The sequence below is a fragment of the Nocardioides marinisabuli genome, from assembly GCF_013466785.1.
Taxonomy (GTDB): Bacteria; Actinomycetota; Actinomycetes; order Propionibacteriales; family Nocardioidaceae; genus Nocardioides; species Nocardioides marinisabuli.
The window spans coordinates 3,713,530-3,730,522 of record NZ_CP059163.1 but is presented as its reverse complement, the minus strand read 5'-3'; the positions used below and the strand labels follow the sequence as shown (position 1 = coordinate 3,730,522).

Below are 16,993 nucleotides of genomic sequence, written 5' to 3'. Positions count from 1 at the left end.
GGTGAGCTGGCAACCGAACTCCCACCAGGGACGGTTGCTGAGCCACCGCCCGCCCCCGACCGGCCGTCAGGCGGTCAGCACGCCGGCGCCCAGCAGCACCAGGACCGCGCTGCCGAGCAGCACCCGGTAGATCACGAACGGCGTGTAGGAGTTGGTGCTGACGTAGCGCAGCAGCCACGCGATGGCGGCGTACCCGACGATGAAGGAGACGACCGTGCCCACCAGGGTGGGCCCCCAGCCGTAGGCGTTGTCACCGCCGGGGATCTCGGAGAGCTGGAAGAGCCCGGCGCCGACGACGGCCGGGATCGCCAGGAGGAACGCGAACCGGGTCGCGGCCGCCCGCTCGAAGCCCAGGAACCGGCCCATCGAGATGGTGGCGCCGGAGCGCGAGACGCCCGGCACGAGCGCGGCCGCCTGCGCCAGGCCCATCAGCAGCGCGTCGCGCAGCCCCATCTTCTTGATGGCGCGGTCGTTGCGGCCGAACTTGTCGGCGATGCCCAGCACGAGGCCGAGCACGATGAGCGTGGTGCCGATGATCCACAGGCTGCGGAAGTCCTGCTCGATGACGTCCTTGAGCGCGATGCCCAGCACCACGATCGGCAGCGAGCCGACGATGATGTACCAGCCCATCCGGGCGTCGACGTGGCCGCGCCACTCGGGCTGCACCAGCGAGCGCAGCCACGTCGAGGCGATGCGCCAGATGTCGTGGCGGAAGTAGATGAGCACCGCCAGCTCGGTGCCGATCTGCACCACCGCGGTGAACGCCGCGCCCGGGTCGCCCCACCCGAAGAGCTCGGGAAAGATCCGCAGGTGGGCGCTGCTGGAGATCGGGAGGAACTCGGTGAGCCCTTGGATGAGGCCCAGCACGACAGCCTTGAGGAGGTCCAGCACGCGGGTCAGCCTAGGAGACGCCCTCGGGCGAGCCGACGCCGACTCACGCGTCGGGCGCCGCTAGGTTGTGGCCATGCAGCAACGCTCACTGGGCGCGACCGGGCTCCGCGTCTCCCGACTCGGCCTGGGCACGATGACATGGGGCCGTGACACCGACGAGCACGAGGCCCGCGACCAGCTGGTCTCCTTCGTCGAGGCCGGCGGCACGCTCGTCGACACCGCCGCGGCGTACGCCGACGGGCACTCCGAGGAGCTGCTCGGCTCGTTGATCGGGGACGTGGTGCCCCGCGACGACGTCGTGCTGGCCACCAAGGCCGGCCTGGGCCTGCACAAGGGCCGGCTGCGCGTCGACACCTCGCGCGGACGGCTGCTGAGCACCCTCGACGCCTCCCTGCGCCGCCTCGGGGTCGACCACGTCGACCTGTGGCAGGTGCACACCTGGCACGACGGCGTGCCGCTGGAGGAGACGCTGTCGGCCCTCGACCTGGCCGTCAGCAGCGGTCGGGCCTCCTACGTCGGCATCTCCAACTACTCCGGCTGGCAGAGCGCCCAGGCCGCCACCTGGCAGCGCGCCGTGCCCGGGCGCACCGTCCTGGCCTCCACCCAGGTCGAGTACTCGCTGCTCAACCGCGGCATCGAGCACGAGGTGCTGCCCGCCGCCGAGGCCACCGGCCTCGGGGTGCTGGCCTGGTCGCCGCTGGGCCGCGGGGTGCTGACCGGCAAGTACCGCACCGGCACCCCGGCCGACTCGCGCGCCGCGACCTCGCAGTTCTCCTCCTTCGTCGAGGCCTACCTCGACGAGCGCTCGGCCAGCGTGGTGGAGGCGGTGGTGCGCGCCGCCGACGGCCTCGACCTCAGCCCGCTCCAGGTCGCCCTCGCCTGGGTGCGCGACCGGCCCGGCGTGACCGCGCCCGTGGTCGGGGCGCGCACCGCCGCCCAGCTGGCCAGCGCCCTGGAGAGCGAGGACGTCGTGCTGCCGGCCGAGATCACCGCCGCGCTCGACGACGTCTCGGCCGACTGAGCGGGCTTGAGGCGGTCGGCCAGACTGTCTCCCGCACCACCGTCCCACCCGAGGAGGCACCATGAGCCGCACCCCGCTGCGACCCGTGCGTCGAGGCGTCGAGTGGGAGTTCGACCGGGTCTCGTTCTCCCGCGAGTTCAGCCGCAACGTCGTCACCAAGCTCCTCGTCGAGCGCGCCGAGCACGGCGGCTGGGAGCTCGACCGGGTCAACATCACCGCCGACGGCACCCGTCGGGTGGTGCTGCGCCGCAAGATCATCCGGGCGGTGCGGACCGCCTGAGGCGCTCACCCCGCACCGCGGCGGGTCACCACCAGCCGGAGCGCCGGAACTGCCACCACAGCAGGGCCGAGGCCGCGACCATCAGCACCAGCGCGAACGGGTAGCCCAGGCTCCAGCCCAGCTCGGGCATGTGGTCGAAGTTCATGCCGTAGACCCCGGCGATCAGGGTCGGGACCACCACCAGCGCCGCACCCGCCGAGATCTTGCGCATGTCGTCGTTCTGCTGCAGCTGGATGCGCGCGACGTGCACGTCGAAGGCCGTGGAGAGCAGCGCGTCGAGGTTGTCGACGAGCTCGGCGGCGCGGTGCAGGTGGTCGAGCACGTCGCGGAAGAACGGGCCGGCCTCGGTGTCCACGCCGTGGACGCTGCCCTCGGTGAAGCGCTGCAGCGGGTCGCGCAACGGCTGGACCGCACGGCGCACCTCCGCGATCTCGCGCTTGAGCGTGTAGATGCGCACCGAGTCGTTGGTGCGGGCGGGGGAGAGGACCGACTCCTCGACCTCGTCGACGTCGACCTGCAGCTCGTCGACCACGCTGAGGTAGCCGTCGACCACCCGGTCGCACACCGCGTAGACCACCGAGGACGGGCCGTGGGTGAGCACCTGCTCGCTGGTCTCCAGGAACGTGCGTGCGGGGCTGAGCTCGAGGCCCTGGCCGTGGCGGACGCTGACCACGAAGTCCGCACCGACGAAGAGGCTGACCTCCCCGGTCTCCACGGCGTCGTCCTCGTCGACGTACCAGAGCGTCTTGAGGACCAGGAAGAGGCCGTGCTCGTAGCGCTCGAGCTTCGGCCGCTGGTGGGCCTTGACCGCGTCCTCCAGGGCCAGCTGGTGCAGGTCGAAGGCCGCGCCGACCGAGGCGAGCTCGTCGGGGTCGGGCTCGTGCAGCCCCACCCACACGAAGCCGCCCCGCTCACCGGCGTGGGCCCGCAGGGCCGCGTAGTCGGCGTTCTCGCAGTCCACCGGGGTCCGGGTGCCGTCGTGGTAGACGGCGGCGTCGACGATCACGGGGCCACGCTAGTGCCCCGGACGGGTGGGGGCGCCCGGCTACAGTCCCCGGCATGGCCACGATGGTGCTGATCCGGCACGGACGCACGACCGCCAACGCCACCGGCGTCCTCGCCGGTCGCAGCCCCGGCGTCGAGCTCGACGAGACCGGCCGCGCGCAGGCGCAGCGTGCCGGGGAGCGCCTGGCCGGGGTCCCGCTGGCCGCGGTGGTGACCAGCCCGATGCTGCGCTGCGGCCAGACGGCCGAGGCGGTGCTGGCCCACCAGCAGGCGCCGCCCCCGGTGCGCACCGAGGACGGCGTCACCGAGTGCGACTACGGCGACTGGCAGGGGCGCGCCCTCAAGGAGCTGGCCGGCGAGGCGCTGTGGCGCACGGTGCAGAGCCAGCCCTCGGCCGTGACCTTCCCCGGCGGGGAGACGATGGCCGGCATGCAGGCGCGCGCCGTGCACGCCGTACGCCGCCTCGACGCGCAGGTCGAGTCCGAGCACGGTCCGGGCGCGGTGTGGGCCGTGGTCAGCCACGGCGACATCATCAAGTCGGTGCTGGCCGACGCCCTGGGGCTGCACCTCGACCTCTTCCAGCGCATCGGCGTCGACCCGGCGTCGGTCTCGATCGTGCGCTACACCGAGCAGCGGCCCTACGTCCTGGCCAGCAACACCCACGCCGGGGACCTGTCGTGGCTGGCCCCCGCCCCCGACGCCCCTGGGGACGCCGAGGCGGCCGGCGACGCGCCCGTGGGCGGCGGGGCCGGACCGGAGGGGGCCGACCGCGAGGCCGCCGCACCACCGGGTGGGTCGGGTCGTCCCACGGCGCCCCTAGGCTGAGTCGCATGCCAGTCGTCCACGCATTCGACCCGCCGGAGCGCTTCGTGACCGGCACCGTCGGCGAGCCCGGGTCCCGCACCTTCTTCCTCCAGGCCCGCAGCGGCACCCGCGTCATCAGCGTCGCGCTGGAGAAGCAGCAGGTGGCCGCCCTGGCCGAGCGCGTCGACGAGCTGCTCGACGAGGTGATGAGCTCGGAGACCTCGACCGCGGTGATCCCCGCCGTGGCGCCGCTGGGCCTGCAGGACACCGAGCCGCTGGAGCAGCCCATCGACGAGGAGTTCCGCGCCGGCACGATGACCCTGTCGTGGGACCCCGACGACGAGCGGATCGTCATCGAGGTCTTCCCCTACACCGAGGCCGCGGTGGTCTCGCCCGAGCAGGTCGACCAGGACTTCGAGGAGCCTGAGCCCGACGAGGTGCTGCTGGTCCGCCTCGAGGCCGGCGCCGCGCGCGCCTTCGTGCAGCGCACCGAGCAGGTCCTGGAGGCCGGGCGGCCCAGCTGTCCCTTCTGCGGCAACCCGATCGACCCCGACGGCCACCTCTGCGTGCGCGCCAACGGCTTCCGCAGGCGCGAGCCCTGAGCGACGCCATGACGGGCACCCGCGACCTCGTCGAGGACGAGCTGGAGCTGCAGGGACGGATCCTGCCGGCCTCCAACGCGACCTTCCTCGGCACGATCGGCGAGCTGCAGGTCGTCTACAAGCCGATCGCCGGCGAGCGGCCCCTGTGGGACTTCCCCGGCGCGGTCCTGGCGCACCGCGAGGTCGCGGCGTACGTCGTGGCGCAGGCGTTCGCCGGCCCCGGCGAGCCGGTGCTGGTGCCGCGCACCTGGCTGCGCGAGGGGCCGCACGGGCCCGGGATGGTCCAGGAGTGGCAGGAGCCCGACCCCGACGTCGAGGCGGTCACCCTGGTGCCGGCCGGCACGGCGCCCGAGGGCTACCTGCACGTCTTCGACGGCTACGACGCCGACGACCGGCTGGTCTCGCTGGTCCACGAGGACACGGCCGCCCTGCGATCGATGGCGGTGCTCGACGTGCTGCTCAACAACGCCGACCGCAAGGGCGGGCACGTGCTCGCGATGCCCGACGGGCGGCGCTACGGCGTCGACCACGGCATCGCCTTCCACACCGAGCCCAAGCTGCGCACCGTCCTGTGGGGCTGGCTCGGGCGCCCGCTCGAGGAGCACGACCGGGCCGCGGTCGAGCGGGTGCGGGCCGCTGTGGGCGGCGAGCTCGGTGCGGCCCTGGCGCCGCTGCTCGGGGACGCGGAGATCGAGCACCTGGTGCGCCGCTGCGACCGGCTGCTGGCCCGCGGGGCCATGCCCGCTCCCGACGCGGGCGGCCCGGCGATCCCGTGGCCGCCGTTCTGAGGCCCACCCTCTAGGCTCCACCCATGCGTGCCTGGTCTGCCCCGGAGATGCCCACCCTCCCCGTGAGCGGACCGGTCGTCTCGCTGCACGACACCCCGAGCGGGGCCCGGCGCGAGGTGGTGCCCGAGGGCGCCGCCCGCCTCTACGCCTGCGGCATCACGCCCTACGACGCGACCCACATGGGCCACGCGGCGACGTACGTCGGCGTCGACCTGCTCCACCGGGCCTGGCGCAACGCCGGTCACGACGTCACCTTCGTGCAGAACGTGACCGACGTCGACGACCCGCTGCTCGAGCGGGCCACCAAGGTCGGCGTCGACTGGGTGGCCCTGGCCGAGCGTGAGACCGAGCTCTTCCGCCAGGACATGCAGGCGCTGCGGGTGCTCCCGCCGCAGGCCTACATCGGCGCCGTCGAGTCGATCCCGCTGGTGATCGACCTGATCGAGCGGCTCCGCGACGCCGGGGCGGTCTACCGGGTCGAGGACGACTGGTACTTCTCGGTGCACGCCGACCCCGCCTTCGGCGAGGAGTCCGGCCTCGACCGCGAGGCGATGCTGCGGATCTTCCCCGAGCGCGGCGGCGACCCCGACCGGGCCGGCAAGAAGGACCCGCTGGACTGCCTGGTCTGGCGCGGTGAGCGCCCCGGCGAGCCGTCGTGGCCCAGCCCCTTCGGCCCCGGCAGGCCCGGCTGGCACGTCGAGTGCACGGCGATCGCGATGGAGCACCTCGGCAGCGACTTCGACGTGCAGGCCGGCGGCAGCGACCTGGTCTTCCCCCACCACGAGATGTGCGCCGGGCACGCCCAGGTCGCCGAGCCTGGCAGCCGCTTCGCGCAGGTCTACGTGCACGCCGGGATGGTCGCCTACGACGGCGAGAAGATGTCGAAGTCGAAGGGCAACCTGGTCTTCGTCTCGGCGCTGCGCCACGCCGACGTCGACCCGATGGCCATCCGGCTGACGCTGCTGCGCCACCACTACCGCGCCGACTGGGAGTGGACCGACGCCGACCTGCTGGCCAGCGTCGACATGCTCGCCACCTGGCGCCGGGCCCTCTCCCTGGGCGCCGGCGCACCTGCGGCGCCTGTGGTCGAGGCCGTCCTGGCGGCGTGCGCCGACGACCTCGACGCCGCCACCGCGGTGGCCGCCGTCGACGCGTGGGCGAGCGCCACCCTGGGCACCGACGGGCTGGCCGACGCTTCCGACCCGCACGCCGCGCTCGCGGTCCACCAGGTCCTCGACGCCGCGCTCGGCCTGTCGCTCTGACCTCGGGGCGGTCGGGTCGGCTCAGTCGTCGCCCTGGCGCCGCTTGAGGTAGCGCTCGAACTCCCGCGCGATGGCCTCGCCGGAGGCCTCGGGCAGGTCGGTGGTGTCGCGGGTCTCCTCGAGGGCCCGCACGTAGTCGGCGACGTCCTCGTCGTCCTCGGCCAGCTCGTCGACGCCGCGCTCCCAGGCGCGGGCCTCCTCGGGCAGCTCGCCCAGCGGGATGGAGATCTCCAGCAGGTCCTCGATCTGGCCGATCAGCGCCAGGGTGGCCTTGGGGCAGGGCGGCTGGGCGACGTAGTGCGGCACCGCGGCCCAGTAGGAGACCGCCGGCATGTCGACGCGCACGCAGGCGTCCTGGAAGACCCCGACGATCCCGGTCGGCCCCTCGTACGTCGACTGCTCGAGCTTGAGCCGGTCGACCAGCTCGGGCTCGGTGGCGGTGCCGGTGACCGGGATGGGCCGGGTGTGCGGGGTGTCGGCCAGCAGGGCCCCCAGGGTGACGACGAGCTCGCCGCCGAGCTCGTCCACGGCGGCCAGGAGCTCTGCGCAGAACTGGCGCCAGCGGATGTTGGGCTCGATGCCCCGGACCAGGATGATGTCGCGGCCCAGGTCGGGGGGAGAGGCCACCGCGATCTGGGTGGTGGGCCAGGTGATGCGGCGGTGGCCCAGCTCGTCGCTGCCCACGACCGGGCGGTTGACCTGGAAGTCGTAGAAGTCCTCGGGATCCACCGAGCCGACCACCCGTGCGCCCCAGGCGAGCATCAGGTGGTCCACGACCGAGGAGGCGGCGTCCGCGGCGTCGTTCCAGCCCTCGAAGGCTGCGATGACGATGGGGTCGACCAGGTCCGGGGCGTCCTCGATCTCGATCACCGACCCAGCGTAGTCACCCGCCGGTTCACCTCCCCGGGGATTTCGCCCGCCGCGCGCGGCGGTGTCACCATTCGAACACCCTGTCCAGCCTTCGGACACCCTCCTAGGCTGGCCGGACCCGCTCGGGGCGCCGCCGGTGCCCCACGAGAGGAGATCGTGTGAGCCGGAGCAGCAGCGAGACCCCCATGGAGCCCGTGGGGCCGGGGGAGTGGCGCGACGACGCCACCGACGAGCTGCGTGCGGCCCTGGGCCGCAGGATCCTGGTCATCGACGGCGCGATGGGCACCGCCATCCAGCGCGACCGGCCCGACGAGGCCGGCTACCGCGGCGAGCGCTTCGCCGACTGGCCCAGCGACCTGGTCGGCAACAACGACCTGCTCACCCTGACCCGGCCCGACATCATCGAGTCGATCCACCGCGAGTACCTCGAGTCCGGCGCCGACCTGATCGAGACCAACACGTTCAACGCCAACTCGGTCTCGCTGGCCGACTACGGCCTCGAGGCGCTGGCCTACGAGCTCAACCTCGAGTCGGCCCGCCTGGCCCGGCGCGCGGCCGACACGGTGGCCACCCCCGAGCGGCCCCGCTACGTCGCCGGCGCCCTGGGCCCCACCACGCGCACCGCCTCCATCTCCCCCGACGTCAACGACCCGGGGGCCCGCAACATCAGCTTCGACGCGCTGGTGGCGGCGTACCGCACCGCAGCGCTCGGCCTGGTCGACGGCGGCAGCGACCTGCTGATCATCGAGACGATCTTCGACACCCTCAACGCGAAGGCCGCCATCTTCGCCGTCGAGTCCCTCTTCGAGGAGCTCGGCCGCCGCTGGCCGCTGATCATCTCCGGCACCATCACCGACGCCTCCGGTCGCACCCTGTCGGGCCAGACCACCGAGGCGTTCTGGAACTCGGTGCGCCACGCCCGTCCGCTCGCCGTCGGCCTCAACTGCGCCCTCGGCGCCCGCGAGATGCGGCCCTACGTCGCCGAGATCTCCCGGGTCGCCGACACGTTCGTCTCGGTCTACCCCAACGCCGGGCTGCCCAACGCCTTCGGCGAGTACGACGAGGCCGCGGCCGAGACCGCCGCGGTCGTCGGCGAGTTCGCCGAGGCCGGCTTCGTCAACATCGTCGGCGGCTGCTGCGGCACCACCCCCGCCCACATCGCCGCGATCGCCGACGCGGTGCGCGAGCAGCAGCCGCGCCGGCCCGCCGAGGTGCCCCCGGCGATGCGCCTCTCGGGGCTCGAGCCGTTCACCATCGACGCCGACAGCCTCTTCGTCAACGTCGGCGAGCGCACCAACATCACCGGCTCCGCACGCTTCCGCAAGCTCATCAAGGACGGCGACTACGACACCGCCCTGAGCGTCGCGGCCCAGCAGGTCGAGAACGGCGCCCAGGTCATCGACGTCAACATGGACGAGGGCATGATCGACGGCGTCGCGGCCATGGACCGCTTCACCAAGCTCATCGCCAGCGAGCCCGACATCAGCCGGGTGCCGGTGATGGTCGACTCCTCGAAGTTCGAGGTGATCGAGGCCGGGCTCAAGAACGTGCAGGGCAAGCCGATCGTCAACTCGATCTCGCTCAAGGAGGGCAAGGAGGCGTTCGTCGCCCACGCCCGCCTGTGCCGCAAGTACGGCGCCGCCGCGGTGGTGATGGCCTTCGACGAGGACGGCCAGGCCGACAACCTGCTGCGCCGCCAGGCGATCTGCGAGCGCGCCTACCGGATCCTGGTCGACGAGGTCGGCTTCCCGGCCGAGGACATCATCTTCGACCCCAACGTCTTCGCGGTCGCCACGGGCATCGAGGAGCACGCCTCCTACGGCCAGGACTTCATCGAGGCCACCCGCTGGATCAAGGCGAACCTGCCGGGCGCCAAGGTCTCCGGCGGCATCTCCAACGTCAGCTTCTCCTTCCGCGGCAACAACCCGGTGCGCGAGGCGATCCACGCGGTCTTCCTCTTCCACGCCATCCGGGCCGGCCTCGACATGGGCATCGTCAACGCCGGCGCCCTGGTGGTCTACGACCAGGTCGAGCCCGAGCTGCGCGAGCGCATCGAGGACGTCGTGCTCAACCGGCGCCCCGACGCCGCCGAGCGGCTCCTGGAGATCGCCGAGGAGCACAACCGGGTCGGGGAGGCCAAGGAGGCCGCCACCGAGGAGTGGCGCGCCCTGCCGGTCGGCGAGCGGATCACGCACGCGCTGGTCAAGGGCATCGACACCTACGCCGAGGCCGACGCCGAGGAGCTGCGCCTCGAGATCGCGGCCCGCGGCGGGCGGCCCATCGAGGTCATCGAGGGCCCGCTGATGGACGGCATGGACGTCGTCGGCGACCTGTTCGGGGCCGGCAAGATGTTCCTGCCGCAGGTGGTGAAGTCGGCGCGGGTGATGAAGAAGGCCGTGGCCCACCTGATCCCGTTCATCGAGCAGGAGAAGGTCGACAACCCCGAGTACGCCACCGCCAAGGACACCAACGGCACCATCGTGATGGCCACCGTCAAGGGCGACGTCCACGACATCGGCAAGAACATCGTCGGCGTGGTGCTGCAGTGCAACAACTTCGAGGTCATCGACCTCGGCGTGATGGTGCCGGCCCAGAAAATCCTTGACACCGCCCGCGAGGTCGGCGCCGACATCATCGGGCTCTCCGGCCTGATCACCCCCTCGCTCGACGAGATGGTCACGATGGCCACCGAGATGCAGCGCCAGGGCCTCGAGATCCCGCTGCTCATCGGTGGCGCCACCACCTCACGCGCGCACACCGCGGTCAAGGTCGACCCCCGCTACGACGGCCCGGTCGTGTGGGTCAAGGACGCCTCGCGCTCGGTGCCCACGGCCGCGGCGCTGCTGCACGCCGAGCGGCGCGCGCCGCTGCTGGCCGACCTCAAGGCCGACTACGACTCGCTGCGCGAGCGGCACTCGCACAAGACCGACCGGCCCAAGCTGTCGTACGCCGACGCGCGGGCCAACGCCACGCCGATCGACTGGAGCGGCTACCAGCCGCCCGCGCCGCGCACTCCGGGCACCCACGTGCTCGACGACTACGACCTGGCCGAGCTGCGCGACTACATCGACTGGCAGCCGTTCTTCAACGCCTGGGAGATGAAGGGGCGCTTCCCCGACATCCTCAACAACCCCGCCACCGGCGAGGCCGCGCGTCGTCTCTACGACGACGCCCAGGAGATGCTCGACCGGGTCATCGCCGAGAAGTGGATCACCGCCCGCGGTGTGTTCGGGTTCTTCCCCGCGGCCGCCGAGGGCGACGACACCATCGTCTACGCCGACGACGAGCGCACCTCCGAGCGCAGCCGCCTGCACCACCTGCGCCAGCAGGGCCAGCACCGCGACGGCGTGCCGAACAAGTCGCTCGGCGACTTCGTCGCGCCGGTCGGGACCGGTCTGGCCGATCACGTGGGCGCCTTCGCGGTCACCGCCGGCATCGGGCTGCCCGAGCGGGTCGAGGCGTTCAAGGCCGCCAACGACGACTACAACGCGATCCTGCTGGAGTCGCTGGCCGACCGGCTCGCCGAGGCCTTCGCCGAGCGGCTGCACGAGCGGGTCCGCACCGACTTCTGGGGCCACCAGCCCGAGGAGCGGCTGAGCAACGAGGACCTCATCGCCGAGCGCTACCAAGGCATCCGCCCCGCTCCCGGCTACCCGGCGTGCCCCGACCACACCGAGAAGCTCACCCTGTGGGAGCTGCTCGACGTCGAGGCCAGCACCGGCATCTCGCTGACCGAGTCGATGGCGATGTGGCCCGGCGCCTCGGTGTCGGGGTGGTACTTCAGCCACCCCCAGTCGCAGTACTTCGTCGTGGGCCGGCTGGCCCGGGACCAGGTCGAGGCCTACGCCGAGCGCAAGGGCTGGACCCTCGCCGAGGCCGAGCGCTGGCTCTCGCCCAACCTCGGCTACGACCCGGAGGACTGAGCGTGCCCGGCACCGGCTCCGACCGTGCGACCCACCGGCCCGCAGCCCTGCTGTGGGACATGGACGGCACCCTGGTCGACACCGAGCCCTACTGGATCGAGACCGAGTTCGCGCTCGCCGAGCGGTACGGCGGCACCTGGACCCGCGCCCAGGCCCTCGACCTGGTCGGCAACGACCTGCTCGCCTCGGGGCGCTACATCCGCGAGCACATGGGCATCGACCGGACCCCCGAGCAGATCGTCGAGGAGCTCCTCGACGGGGTCGTCGCCCGCGTCGAGCAGGCGGTGCCGTGGGTGCCCGGTGCGCGTGAGCTGCTGCTGGCGGCCGTCGAGGCGGGCATCCCGTGCGCGCTGGTGACGATGTCCTACGAGCGCTTCGTCGCGCCGATCCTCGCGCACCTGCCGCCCGAGACGTTCCGGGTGATCGTCACCGGCGACAAGGTCGAGATGGGCAAGCCGCACCCCGAGCCCTACCTGACCGCCGCCGCCGCCCTCGGGGTGGACCCGGCCGACTGCGTGGCGATCGAGGACTCCAACACCGGCGCCAAGTCCGCCGCGGCCGCCGGCTGCACCGTGCTGGTGGTCGAGAACCACGTGCCGGTCCTCGAGGGGCCGCGCCGGGTGCTGCGCCCCACCCTGGAGGGCCTGGCGCCGCAGGACCTGGCCGCCATGCTGCTGCCCTGACCCTGGTCCCTGCCCTCCTGTGCGCCGGGGGTACTAGTACCAGCGGACGATGGCGGCCCGCACCCCCGCGGGAGCAGTCTGGGACCACTCGGAACGACGGGACCAGGGCACCTGACCCGCCGTACCGGCCGTGCTCGACAGCGCCACCACGTCCCACCCTGGACGAGCGGCGCCCGACCGCCCAGCGGTCGGGTGGTGGCGGTGCCGAGCACGGCCGGGACCGAGGTTCCAACCGGGTTTCCCTGGTCGTCCGGTCACTGTGCGTGCGATCCTGTGACGACCCACCCGAGCGCCGCGTCGACGCGGCCCGCAGACCCTGAAGGCGACCATGAGCCACCCCGAGCGCAGCACCTCCCGCGGGTGGGCCGCCCGCCTCGCGCTGCCCGCGGCGGTGGCCGTCGCGGCGGCTGCCCTGGTGTCCCCGGCGCCCGCGCAGGCCAAGAAGGCCAACGTCGTCGCCGAGGGGCCCTGCAAGGAGTCGCCGAGCAGCACCTGGAAGCTCAAGGTGCAGCAGGAGGAGAACGGCAGCCTCACCGTGATCGCCGCCGTCTTCAGCGACGACACCGACGAGTGGCGCTGGAAGCTCAAGCACAACGACGACGTGTCGGCCAAGGGCACCGTGACCGCGCGCGACGCCGACCGCTCCTTCCGGATCAGCCGTTCCATGCTCGACTTCAGCGGTCCCGACGAGATCACCTTCCGGGCCGGCAACAAGGACAGCGACGAGGTCTGTCGCGGCGACGTGACCTTCAACGGGTGAGCACGATCGGCTCGAGCCGCACGACCTGGGTGCGCAGCCCGGTCTTCCTGTTCGTGGCCGTGAGCGCGGTGCTGGTCGGGGCGATCTTCGTGGCCACCAACGTCATCGCCGACGACGCGGCCACCGACGCCGCGCGGGCCCAGGCCGAGTCGGTCAGCGAGCTGCTGGCGCAGACCACGGCCGAACCGTACGTCGGCAACGGCCTGGTCACCGGCAAGCCGGGCGCCTACGACAAGTTCTTCCGCAAGGCGCCGAACCTGCTCCAGGCGCGCGACGTCGAGAGCGTCGACCTCTTCGCCACCGACGGCACCCTGATCTACAGCCAGGACGACCCGGAGGTGCTGCCGGTCGTCAGCCGCGAGCGCTACTCCCTCAGCACCGCCCAGCGCCGTGTCCTCGAGGAGGGCGGCACCGGCTCGGAGCTGGCCGACCCGACGTCCGCCCGCAGCCTCGACCGCAACGGCGACGAGGAGGGGCTGGTCAAGATCTACACCCGGATCGAGACGCCGAGCGGGGAGCCGGTGCTCTTCGTGGCCTACTGGGCCCTCGACGGGCTCGAGGCCAGCCGCAGCGAGATCTTCGGCTCCTTCCGCTGGATCACCCTGGGCCCGCTGGTGCTGCTCTCGCTGGTCTCGGCGGTGATGCTGGGGCTGCTGACCATGCAGGTACGGCGCGCCGGCCGCGAGCGGGAGCGGCTGCTGGAGGCGGCGATGTCGGCCTCCGACGCCGAGCGTCGCCGGATCGCGCGTGACCTGCACGACGGCGTCGTGCAGGACCTCGCGGGCACCGCCTTCTCGCTCTCCGCGGTGGCGCGCGACCCCCAGGTGCCCGGTGAGGCGCGCGCCCGGCTGACCAGCGCCGGCGACTCGTTGCGCGACGGCCTGCGCTCGCTGCGCTCGCTGCTGGCCGAGATCCACCCCCCCGACCTGCACGGCAAGGGGCTGGCCTCGGCGATCGCCGACCTGCTCGCCCCGGTCAGCGCGGCCGGGATCACCGCCTCGCTCAGCGTCGAGGACGTCGAGGACGCGCCGGGGGCCGAGGTCACCATGCTGTGGCGGGTGACCCAGGAGGCGGTGCGCAACACGGTGCGGCACGCCGAGGCCTCCACCCTCGCCGTCACCGTGCGGGGGCACCGGGACGGGAGCCTCCTCGAGGTCGTCGACGACGGCATCGGCTTCGACCAGGACTGCAGCCGCGGCCCCGAGCACTTCGGGCTCACCGGCCTGCGCAGCCTGGTGACTGACGCCGGCGGTCGCCTCGAGGTGCGCTCCGCGCCGGGCGAGGGCACGACCGTGCGGCTCGAGGTGCGCCGGTGAGCGCGCCGGGCGGCCCGGTGCCGATCCGGGTCGTGCTGGTCGACGACCACGCGGTGATCCGCGCGGGGCTGGCGCAGCTGCTGGCCTCCACGCAGGACATCAGCGTCGTCGGTCAGGCCGGGGACGGCGACGGTGCCGTCGAGGTGGTGCGCGAGGTCCGGCCCGACGTGGTGCTGATGGACCTGCAGATGCCCGGGGTCGACGGGGTCACCGCCACCCGGCGCGTGTGCTCGGAGATGCCGGGGGTCGACGTGCTGGTGCTCACCAGCTTCTCCGACGCCGAGCGCATCATCGACGCCCTCGACGCGGGCGCCGTGGGCTACCTGCTCAAGGACGCCGACCCCGACGACGTGCTGTCCGGCATCCGCGCCGTCGCGCGCGGCGAGTCGCCGATCCACCCCAAGGCCGCCCGGGCGCTGCTCGGGGCCCGGTCGGCCACGTCACGCCCGCAGCTCACCGCGCGCGAGGTCGAGGTCCTGCGCCTGGTGCGCGACGGCCTGGCCAACAAGCAGATCGCGCGCCGGCTCGAGATCAGCGAGCGGACCGTCAAGGCCCACCTGACCTCCGCGTTCTCGCGCATCGGGGTCGTCGACCGCACCCAGGCCGCGGTGTGGGCCCAGCGCCAGGAGCTCTGAACCGACTCAGGACGCCTGCGTCTTCTCCTGGGCCGGCTCCGGTAGCGGCGGCGGGGTGCCGCCCCAGGCGGGGCAGATCGCCTTGTGAGCGCACCAGTCGCACGGCCGCCCCCGGTTGGGCAGCCACTCGCCGCTCTCGCGGGCGGTGCTGATGGCCGCCCAGATCGCCTCGACGCGCCGCTCGGTGGCCAGCAGGTCGTCCTCGTCGGGGCGGTAGCGCACGATCTCGCCGTTGCCCAGGTAGACCAGCTGCAGCAGCGACGGCACCACGCCCCGGGTCCGCCAGAGCACCAGGGCGTAGAACTTCATCTGGAACAGCGCCCGCTGCTCGAAGCCGACCGCGGGGGAGCGACCCGTCTTGTAGTCGACGACCCGCAGGGCCCCGTCGGGGGCCACGTCGAGCCGGTCGACGAAGCCGCGCAGCAGCAGCCGCGACCCGAGCACCGTCTCGACGTACAGCTCCCGCTCGGCGGGCTCGAGGCGGGTGGGGTCCTCGAGCGTGAACCACCGCTCGAGCACGGTGCGGCACGAGGCCAGCCAGTGCGCGAGGTCGAGCGGCGGCCCGCCGTGCTCCGGGGGAGCGAACAGCTCGGCCAGCCCGGGCTCGGCCTCCACCAGCGCCTCCCAGGTGGGCTCGAGCATCGCGGCGGCACGCTGCGGTGTGCGCTCGGCGGCCGGCAGGTCGAAGAGGTCCTCGAGCACCTTGTGGACCAGGGTGCCGCGCGTCGCGTCGGCCGACGGCGGCTCGGGGAGACGGTCGACGGTGCGGAAGCGGTAGAGCAGCGGACAGGTCACGAAGTCGCCGGCCCGGCTGGGCGAGAGGGCCCCGACGACCTCGACGCCGTCGACGGGCGTCGAGACCCGCTCGGCCGGTGACGGGACCGGCGAGGGGGCGGGCCCGGGGGACGTCTGGCTCATGGCGCGACCCTAGGCGCCGCCTCCGACAGGGCGCGCAGAAGGCGTCGCACGGGGGTCGGATAGCCTCGAGGAATGTCCTCGAGCCCGTCCGAGCCCGGCTCGTCGCCACGTCCGCCGGGAACCCTCAAGGTCGGCACCATCGCCGGCAGCGACGTGCTCGTCTCGACCTCCTGGTTCCTGGTCGCGGGGCTCATCGCGGTGCTGGTCGCACCGGTGGTCGACCAGGTCCAGCCGGGCCTCGGTGCGCTGAAGTACGTCGCCGGCGCGGCGTTCGCGGTGCTGCTCTACGGCTCCGTGCTGCTGCACGAGGCCTCCCACGCGGTCGTGGCCCGGCGCTTCGGCTTCACCATCTCCTCGATCACGCTGCACTTCCTCGGCGGGATGACCGCGATCGAGGGGGAGGCGCGCCGCCCGCGCGAGGAGTTCGCGATCGCGGTCGTCGGCCCGCTCACCTCCATCGCGGTCGGGCTGGCCGCGCTCGCGCTGCGCCCGGTCACCCCGGAGGGCCTGCTGCTGCTGGCCGTCGAGGGCCTGGTCGTGGCGAACCTGCTGGTCGGGGTGCTCAACCTGGTGCCGGGCCTGCCGCTCGACGGCGGCCGGGTCCTGAAGTCGGTCGTGTGGGGCGCCACGGGCAACCCCCACCGCGGCACCCTGGTCGCCGGCTGGGGCGGGCGGGCGACGGCCGTCGCCGTGCTCGTCTGGCCGCTGGTGCAGGAGCAGGTCACCGGCGACCCGCCCGACCTGCTCGACTTCGTGCTCGTCCTGGTCATCGCGATGTTCCTGTGGAGCGGCGCCAGCGCCGCGATGACCTCGGCCCGGCTGCGGGCGCGGCTGCCGTCCCTGGTCGCGCGCGACCTCGCCCGGCGCACCCTCAGCGTGCCGGCCGAGCTGCCGCTCGCCGAGGCGGTGCGCCGAGCCAACGACGCCCAGGCCGGCGGCATCGTCACCGAGGGGCCCACGGGCGAGCCCGTCGGTCTTGTCAGCGAGGCGGCGCTGCTGGCCACCCCGCTGGAGCGGCGGCCGTGGGTGCCGACCTCCAGCGTGGCCCGCAGCCTCGAGGCGGGCCTGCGCCTGCCGGTGGGGATCACCGGCGAGGAGCTGGTGCGCGCCATCACCTCCACCCCGGCCGCCGAGTACCTCCTGGTCCAGCCCGACGGCTCCGTCTACGGTGTGCTGGCCACCGACGACGTCGACCGGGCCTTTCGCGAATCGCGCTGAGCCGGGGCCGCGGCCTA

16 protein-coding genes are annotated in these 16,993 nt (G+C 73.1%); 12 read left to right on the top strand and 4 right to left on the bottom strand.

Annotated features, from left to right (window positions below; translation table 11 throughout):
- Window positions 1-66: 66 nt before the first annotated feature.
- The gene (locus tag H0S66_RS17950) at window positions 67-891 is read right to left on the bottom strand and encodes an undecaprenyl-diphosphate phosphatase (RefSeq protein WP_219633588.1); all 825 of its coding nucleotides are present in this window, start codon (window positions 889-891) and stop codon (window positions 67-69) included.
- Between the two features lie 73 nt (window positions 892-964).
- Between H0S66_RS17950 and H0S66_RS17945 the strand changes: the two genes are divergently transcribed.
- Both H0S66_RS17945 and H0S66_RS17940 read left to right on the top strand, forming a co-directional pair.
- Window positions 965-1,912 (top strand): aldo/keto reductase, encoded by a 948-nt coding sequence (locus H0S66_RS17945; protein ID WP_179616573.1) that lies wholly within the window; start codon window positions 965-967, stop codon window positions 1,910-1,912.
- 61 nt (window positions 1,913-1,973) lie between these two features.
- Complete coding sequence (locus tag H0S66_RS17940) at window positions 1,974-2,192, top strand: DUF5703 family protein (protein ID WP_179616572.1); 219 nt, start codon at window positions 1,974-1,976, stop codon at window positions 2,190-2,192.
- Window positions 2,193-2,217: 25 nt separating this feature from the next.
- Here the strand turns inward: H0S66_RS17940 and H0S66_RS17935 are convergent, their stop codons facing one another.
- Window positions 2,218-3,198, bottom strand: coding sequence for a magnesium and cobalt transport protein CorA (locus H0S66_RS17935; RefSeq protein WP_179616571.1), 981 nt, complete (start codon window positions 3,196-3,198; stop codon window positions 2,218-2,220).
- A gap of 53 nt (window positions 3,199-3,251) precedes the next feature.
- Here H0S66_RS17935 and H0S66_RS17930 point away from each other — a divergent pair, with 53 nt between their 5' ends.
- Genes H0S66_RS17930 through mshC form a run of 4 tightly spaced genes read left to right on the top strand, consistent with a single transcriptional unit; the run spans window position 3,252 to window position 6,653 of the window.
- Window positions 3,252-4,022 carry a histidine phosphatase family protein gene (locus H0S66_RS17930; RefSeq protein ID WP_179616570.1) on the top strand — a complete coding sequence of 257 codons (771 nt, stop codon included), beginning with the start codon at window positions 3,252-3,254 and terminating at the stop codon, window positions 4,020-4,022.
- A 5-nt stretch (window positions 4,023-4,027) separates the two neighbouring features.
- The gene (locus H0S66_RS17925) at window positions 4,028-4,603 is read left to right on the top strand and encodes a DUF3090 domain-containing protein (RefSeq protein ID WP_179616569.1); all 576 of its coding nucleotides are present in this window, start codon (window positions 4,028-4,030) and stop codon (window positions 4,601-4,603) included.
- 8 nt (window positions 4,604-4,611) lie between these two features.
- Window positions 4,612-5,391: an SCO1664 family protein gene (locus H0S66_RS17920; RefSeq protein ID WP_179616568.1), complete on the top strand. Its 780-nt coding sequence runs from the start codon at window positions 4,612-4,614 to the stop codon at window positions 5,389-5,391.
- 23 nt (window positions 5,392-5,414) lie between these two features.
- The gene (mshC, locus tag H0S66_RS17915; protein WP_179616567.1) at window positions 5,415-6,653 is read left to right on the top strand and encodes a cysteine--1-D-myo-inosityl 2-amino-2-deoxy-alpha-D-glucopyranoside ligase; all 1,239 of its coding nucleotides are present in this window, start codon (window positions 5,415-5,417) and stop codon (window positions 6,651-6,653) included.
- 21 nt (window positions 6,654-6,674) lie between these two features.
- Here mshC and H0S66_RS17910 read toward each other — a convergent pair whose 3' ends face one another.
- Window positions 6,675-7,523: a PAC2 family protein gene (locus H0S66_RS17910; protein ID WP_179616566.1), complete on the bottom strand. Its 849-nt coding sequence runs from the start codon at window positions 7,521-7,523 to the stop codon at window positions 6,675-6,677.
- Window positions 7,524-7,708: 185 nt separating this feature from the next.
- Here H0S66_RS17910 and metH point away from each other — a divergent pair, with 185 nt between their 5' ends.
- The 5 genes from metH (at window position 7,709) to H0S66_RS17885 (ending at window position 14,840) form a co-directional block, all read left to right on the top strand.
- Window positions 7,709-11,446 (top strand): methionine synthase, encoded by a 3,738-nt coding sequence (gene metH, locus H0S66_RS17905; protein WP_179617515.1) that lies wholly within the window; start codon window positions 7,709-7,711, stop codon window positions 11,444-11,446.
- A gap of 2 nt (window positions 11,447-11,448) precedes the next feature.
- A complete protein-coding gene (locus H0S66_RS17900; RefSeq protein WP_258016976.1) occupies window positions 11,449-12,129 on the top strand; it encodes an HAD family hydrolase in 681 nt (226 codons plus the stop codon).
- Between the two features lie 328 nt (window positions 12,130-12,457).
- Entirely contained in the window at window positions 12,458-12,889 is a 432-nt protein-coding gene (locus H0S66_RS17895; protein WP_179616565.1) for a hypothetical protein, read from the top strand.
- Window positions 12,886-14,205 carry a sensor histidine kinase gene (locus tag H0S66_RS17890; protein WP_179616564.1) on the top strand — a complete coding sequence of 440 codons (1,320 nt, stop codon included), beginning with the start codon at window positions 12,886-12,888 and terminating at the stop codon, window positions 14,203-14,205. The genes H0S66_RS17895 and H0S66_RS17890 overlap by 4 nt, the downstream gene beginning before the upstream one ends.
- On the top strand, window positions 14,202-14,840 hold the full coding sequence (locus tag H0S66_RS17885) for a response regulator (RefSeq protein WP_258016975.1): 639 nt from the start codon (window positions 14,202-14,204) through the stop codon (window positions 14,838-14,840). The genes H0S66_RS17890 and H0S66_RS17885 overlap by 4 nt, the downstream gene beginning before the upstream one ends.
- Before the next feature lie 6 nt (window positions 14,841-14,846).
- Here H0S66_RS17885 and H0S66_RS17880 read toward each other — a convergent pair whose 3' ends face one another.
- Entirely contained in the window at window positions 14,847-15,758 is a 912-nt protein-coding gene (locus H0S66_RS17880; protein WP_179616563.1) for a RecB family exonuclease, read from the bottom strand.
- A 72-nt stretch (window positions 15,759-15,830) separates the two neighbouring features.
- Between H0S66_RS17880 and H0S66_RS17875 the strand changes: the two genes are divergently transcribed.
- Window positions 15,831-16,976: a site-2 protease family protein gene (locus H0S66_RS17875; RefSeq protein WP_179616562.1), complete on the top strand. Its 1,146-nt coding sequence runs from the start codon at window positions 15,831-15,833 to the stop codon at window positions 16,974-16,976.
- The last annotated feature ends 17 nt before the right edge of the window (window positions 16,977-16,993 follow it).

Coding starts and splice junctions, on each gene's coding strand:
- H0S66_RS17940 (WP_179616572.1), top strand. CDS start 1,974: ATGAGCCGCACCCCGCTGCGACCCGTGCGTCGAGGCGTCGAGTGGGAG.
- metH (WP_179617515.1), top strand. CDS start 7,709: ATGGAGCCCGTGGGGCCGGGGGAGTGGCGCGACGACGCCACCGACGAG.
- mshC (WP_179616567.1), top strand. CDS start 5,415: ATGCGTGCCTGGTCTGCCCCGGAGATGCCCACCCTCCCCGTGAGCGGA.
- H0S66_RS17925 (WP_179616569.1), top strand. CDS start 4,028: ATGCCAGTCGTCCACGCATTCGACCCGCCGGAGCGCTTCGTGACCGGC.
- H0S66_RS17895 (WP_179616565.1), top strand. CDS start 12,458: ATGAGCCACCCCGAGCGCAGCACCTCCCGCGGGTGGGCCGCCCGCCTC.
- H0S66_RS17920 (WP_179616568.1), top strand. CDS start 4,612: ATGACGGGCACCCGCGACCTCGTCGAGGACGAGCTGGAGCTGCAGGGA.
- H0S66_RS17945 (WP_179616573.1), top strand. CDS start 965: ATGCAGCAACGCTCACTGGGCGCGACCGGGCTCCGCGTCTCCCGACTC.
- H0S66_RS17930 (WP_179616570.1), top strand. CDS start 3,252: ATGGCCACGATGGTGCTGATCCGGCACGGACGCACGACCGCCAACGCC.
- H0S66_RS17880 (WP_179616563.1), bottom strand. CDS start 15,758: ATGAGCCAGACGTCCCCCGGGCCCGCCCCCTCGCCGGTCCCGTCACCG.
- H0S66_RS17875 (WP_179616562.1), top strand. CDS start 15,831: ATGTCCTCGAGCCCGTCCGAGCCCGGCTCGTCGCCACGTCCGCCGGGA.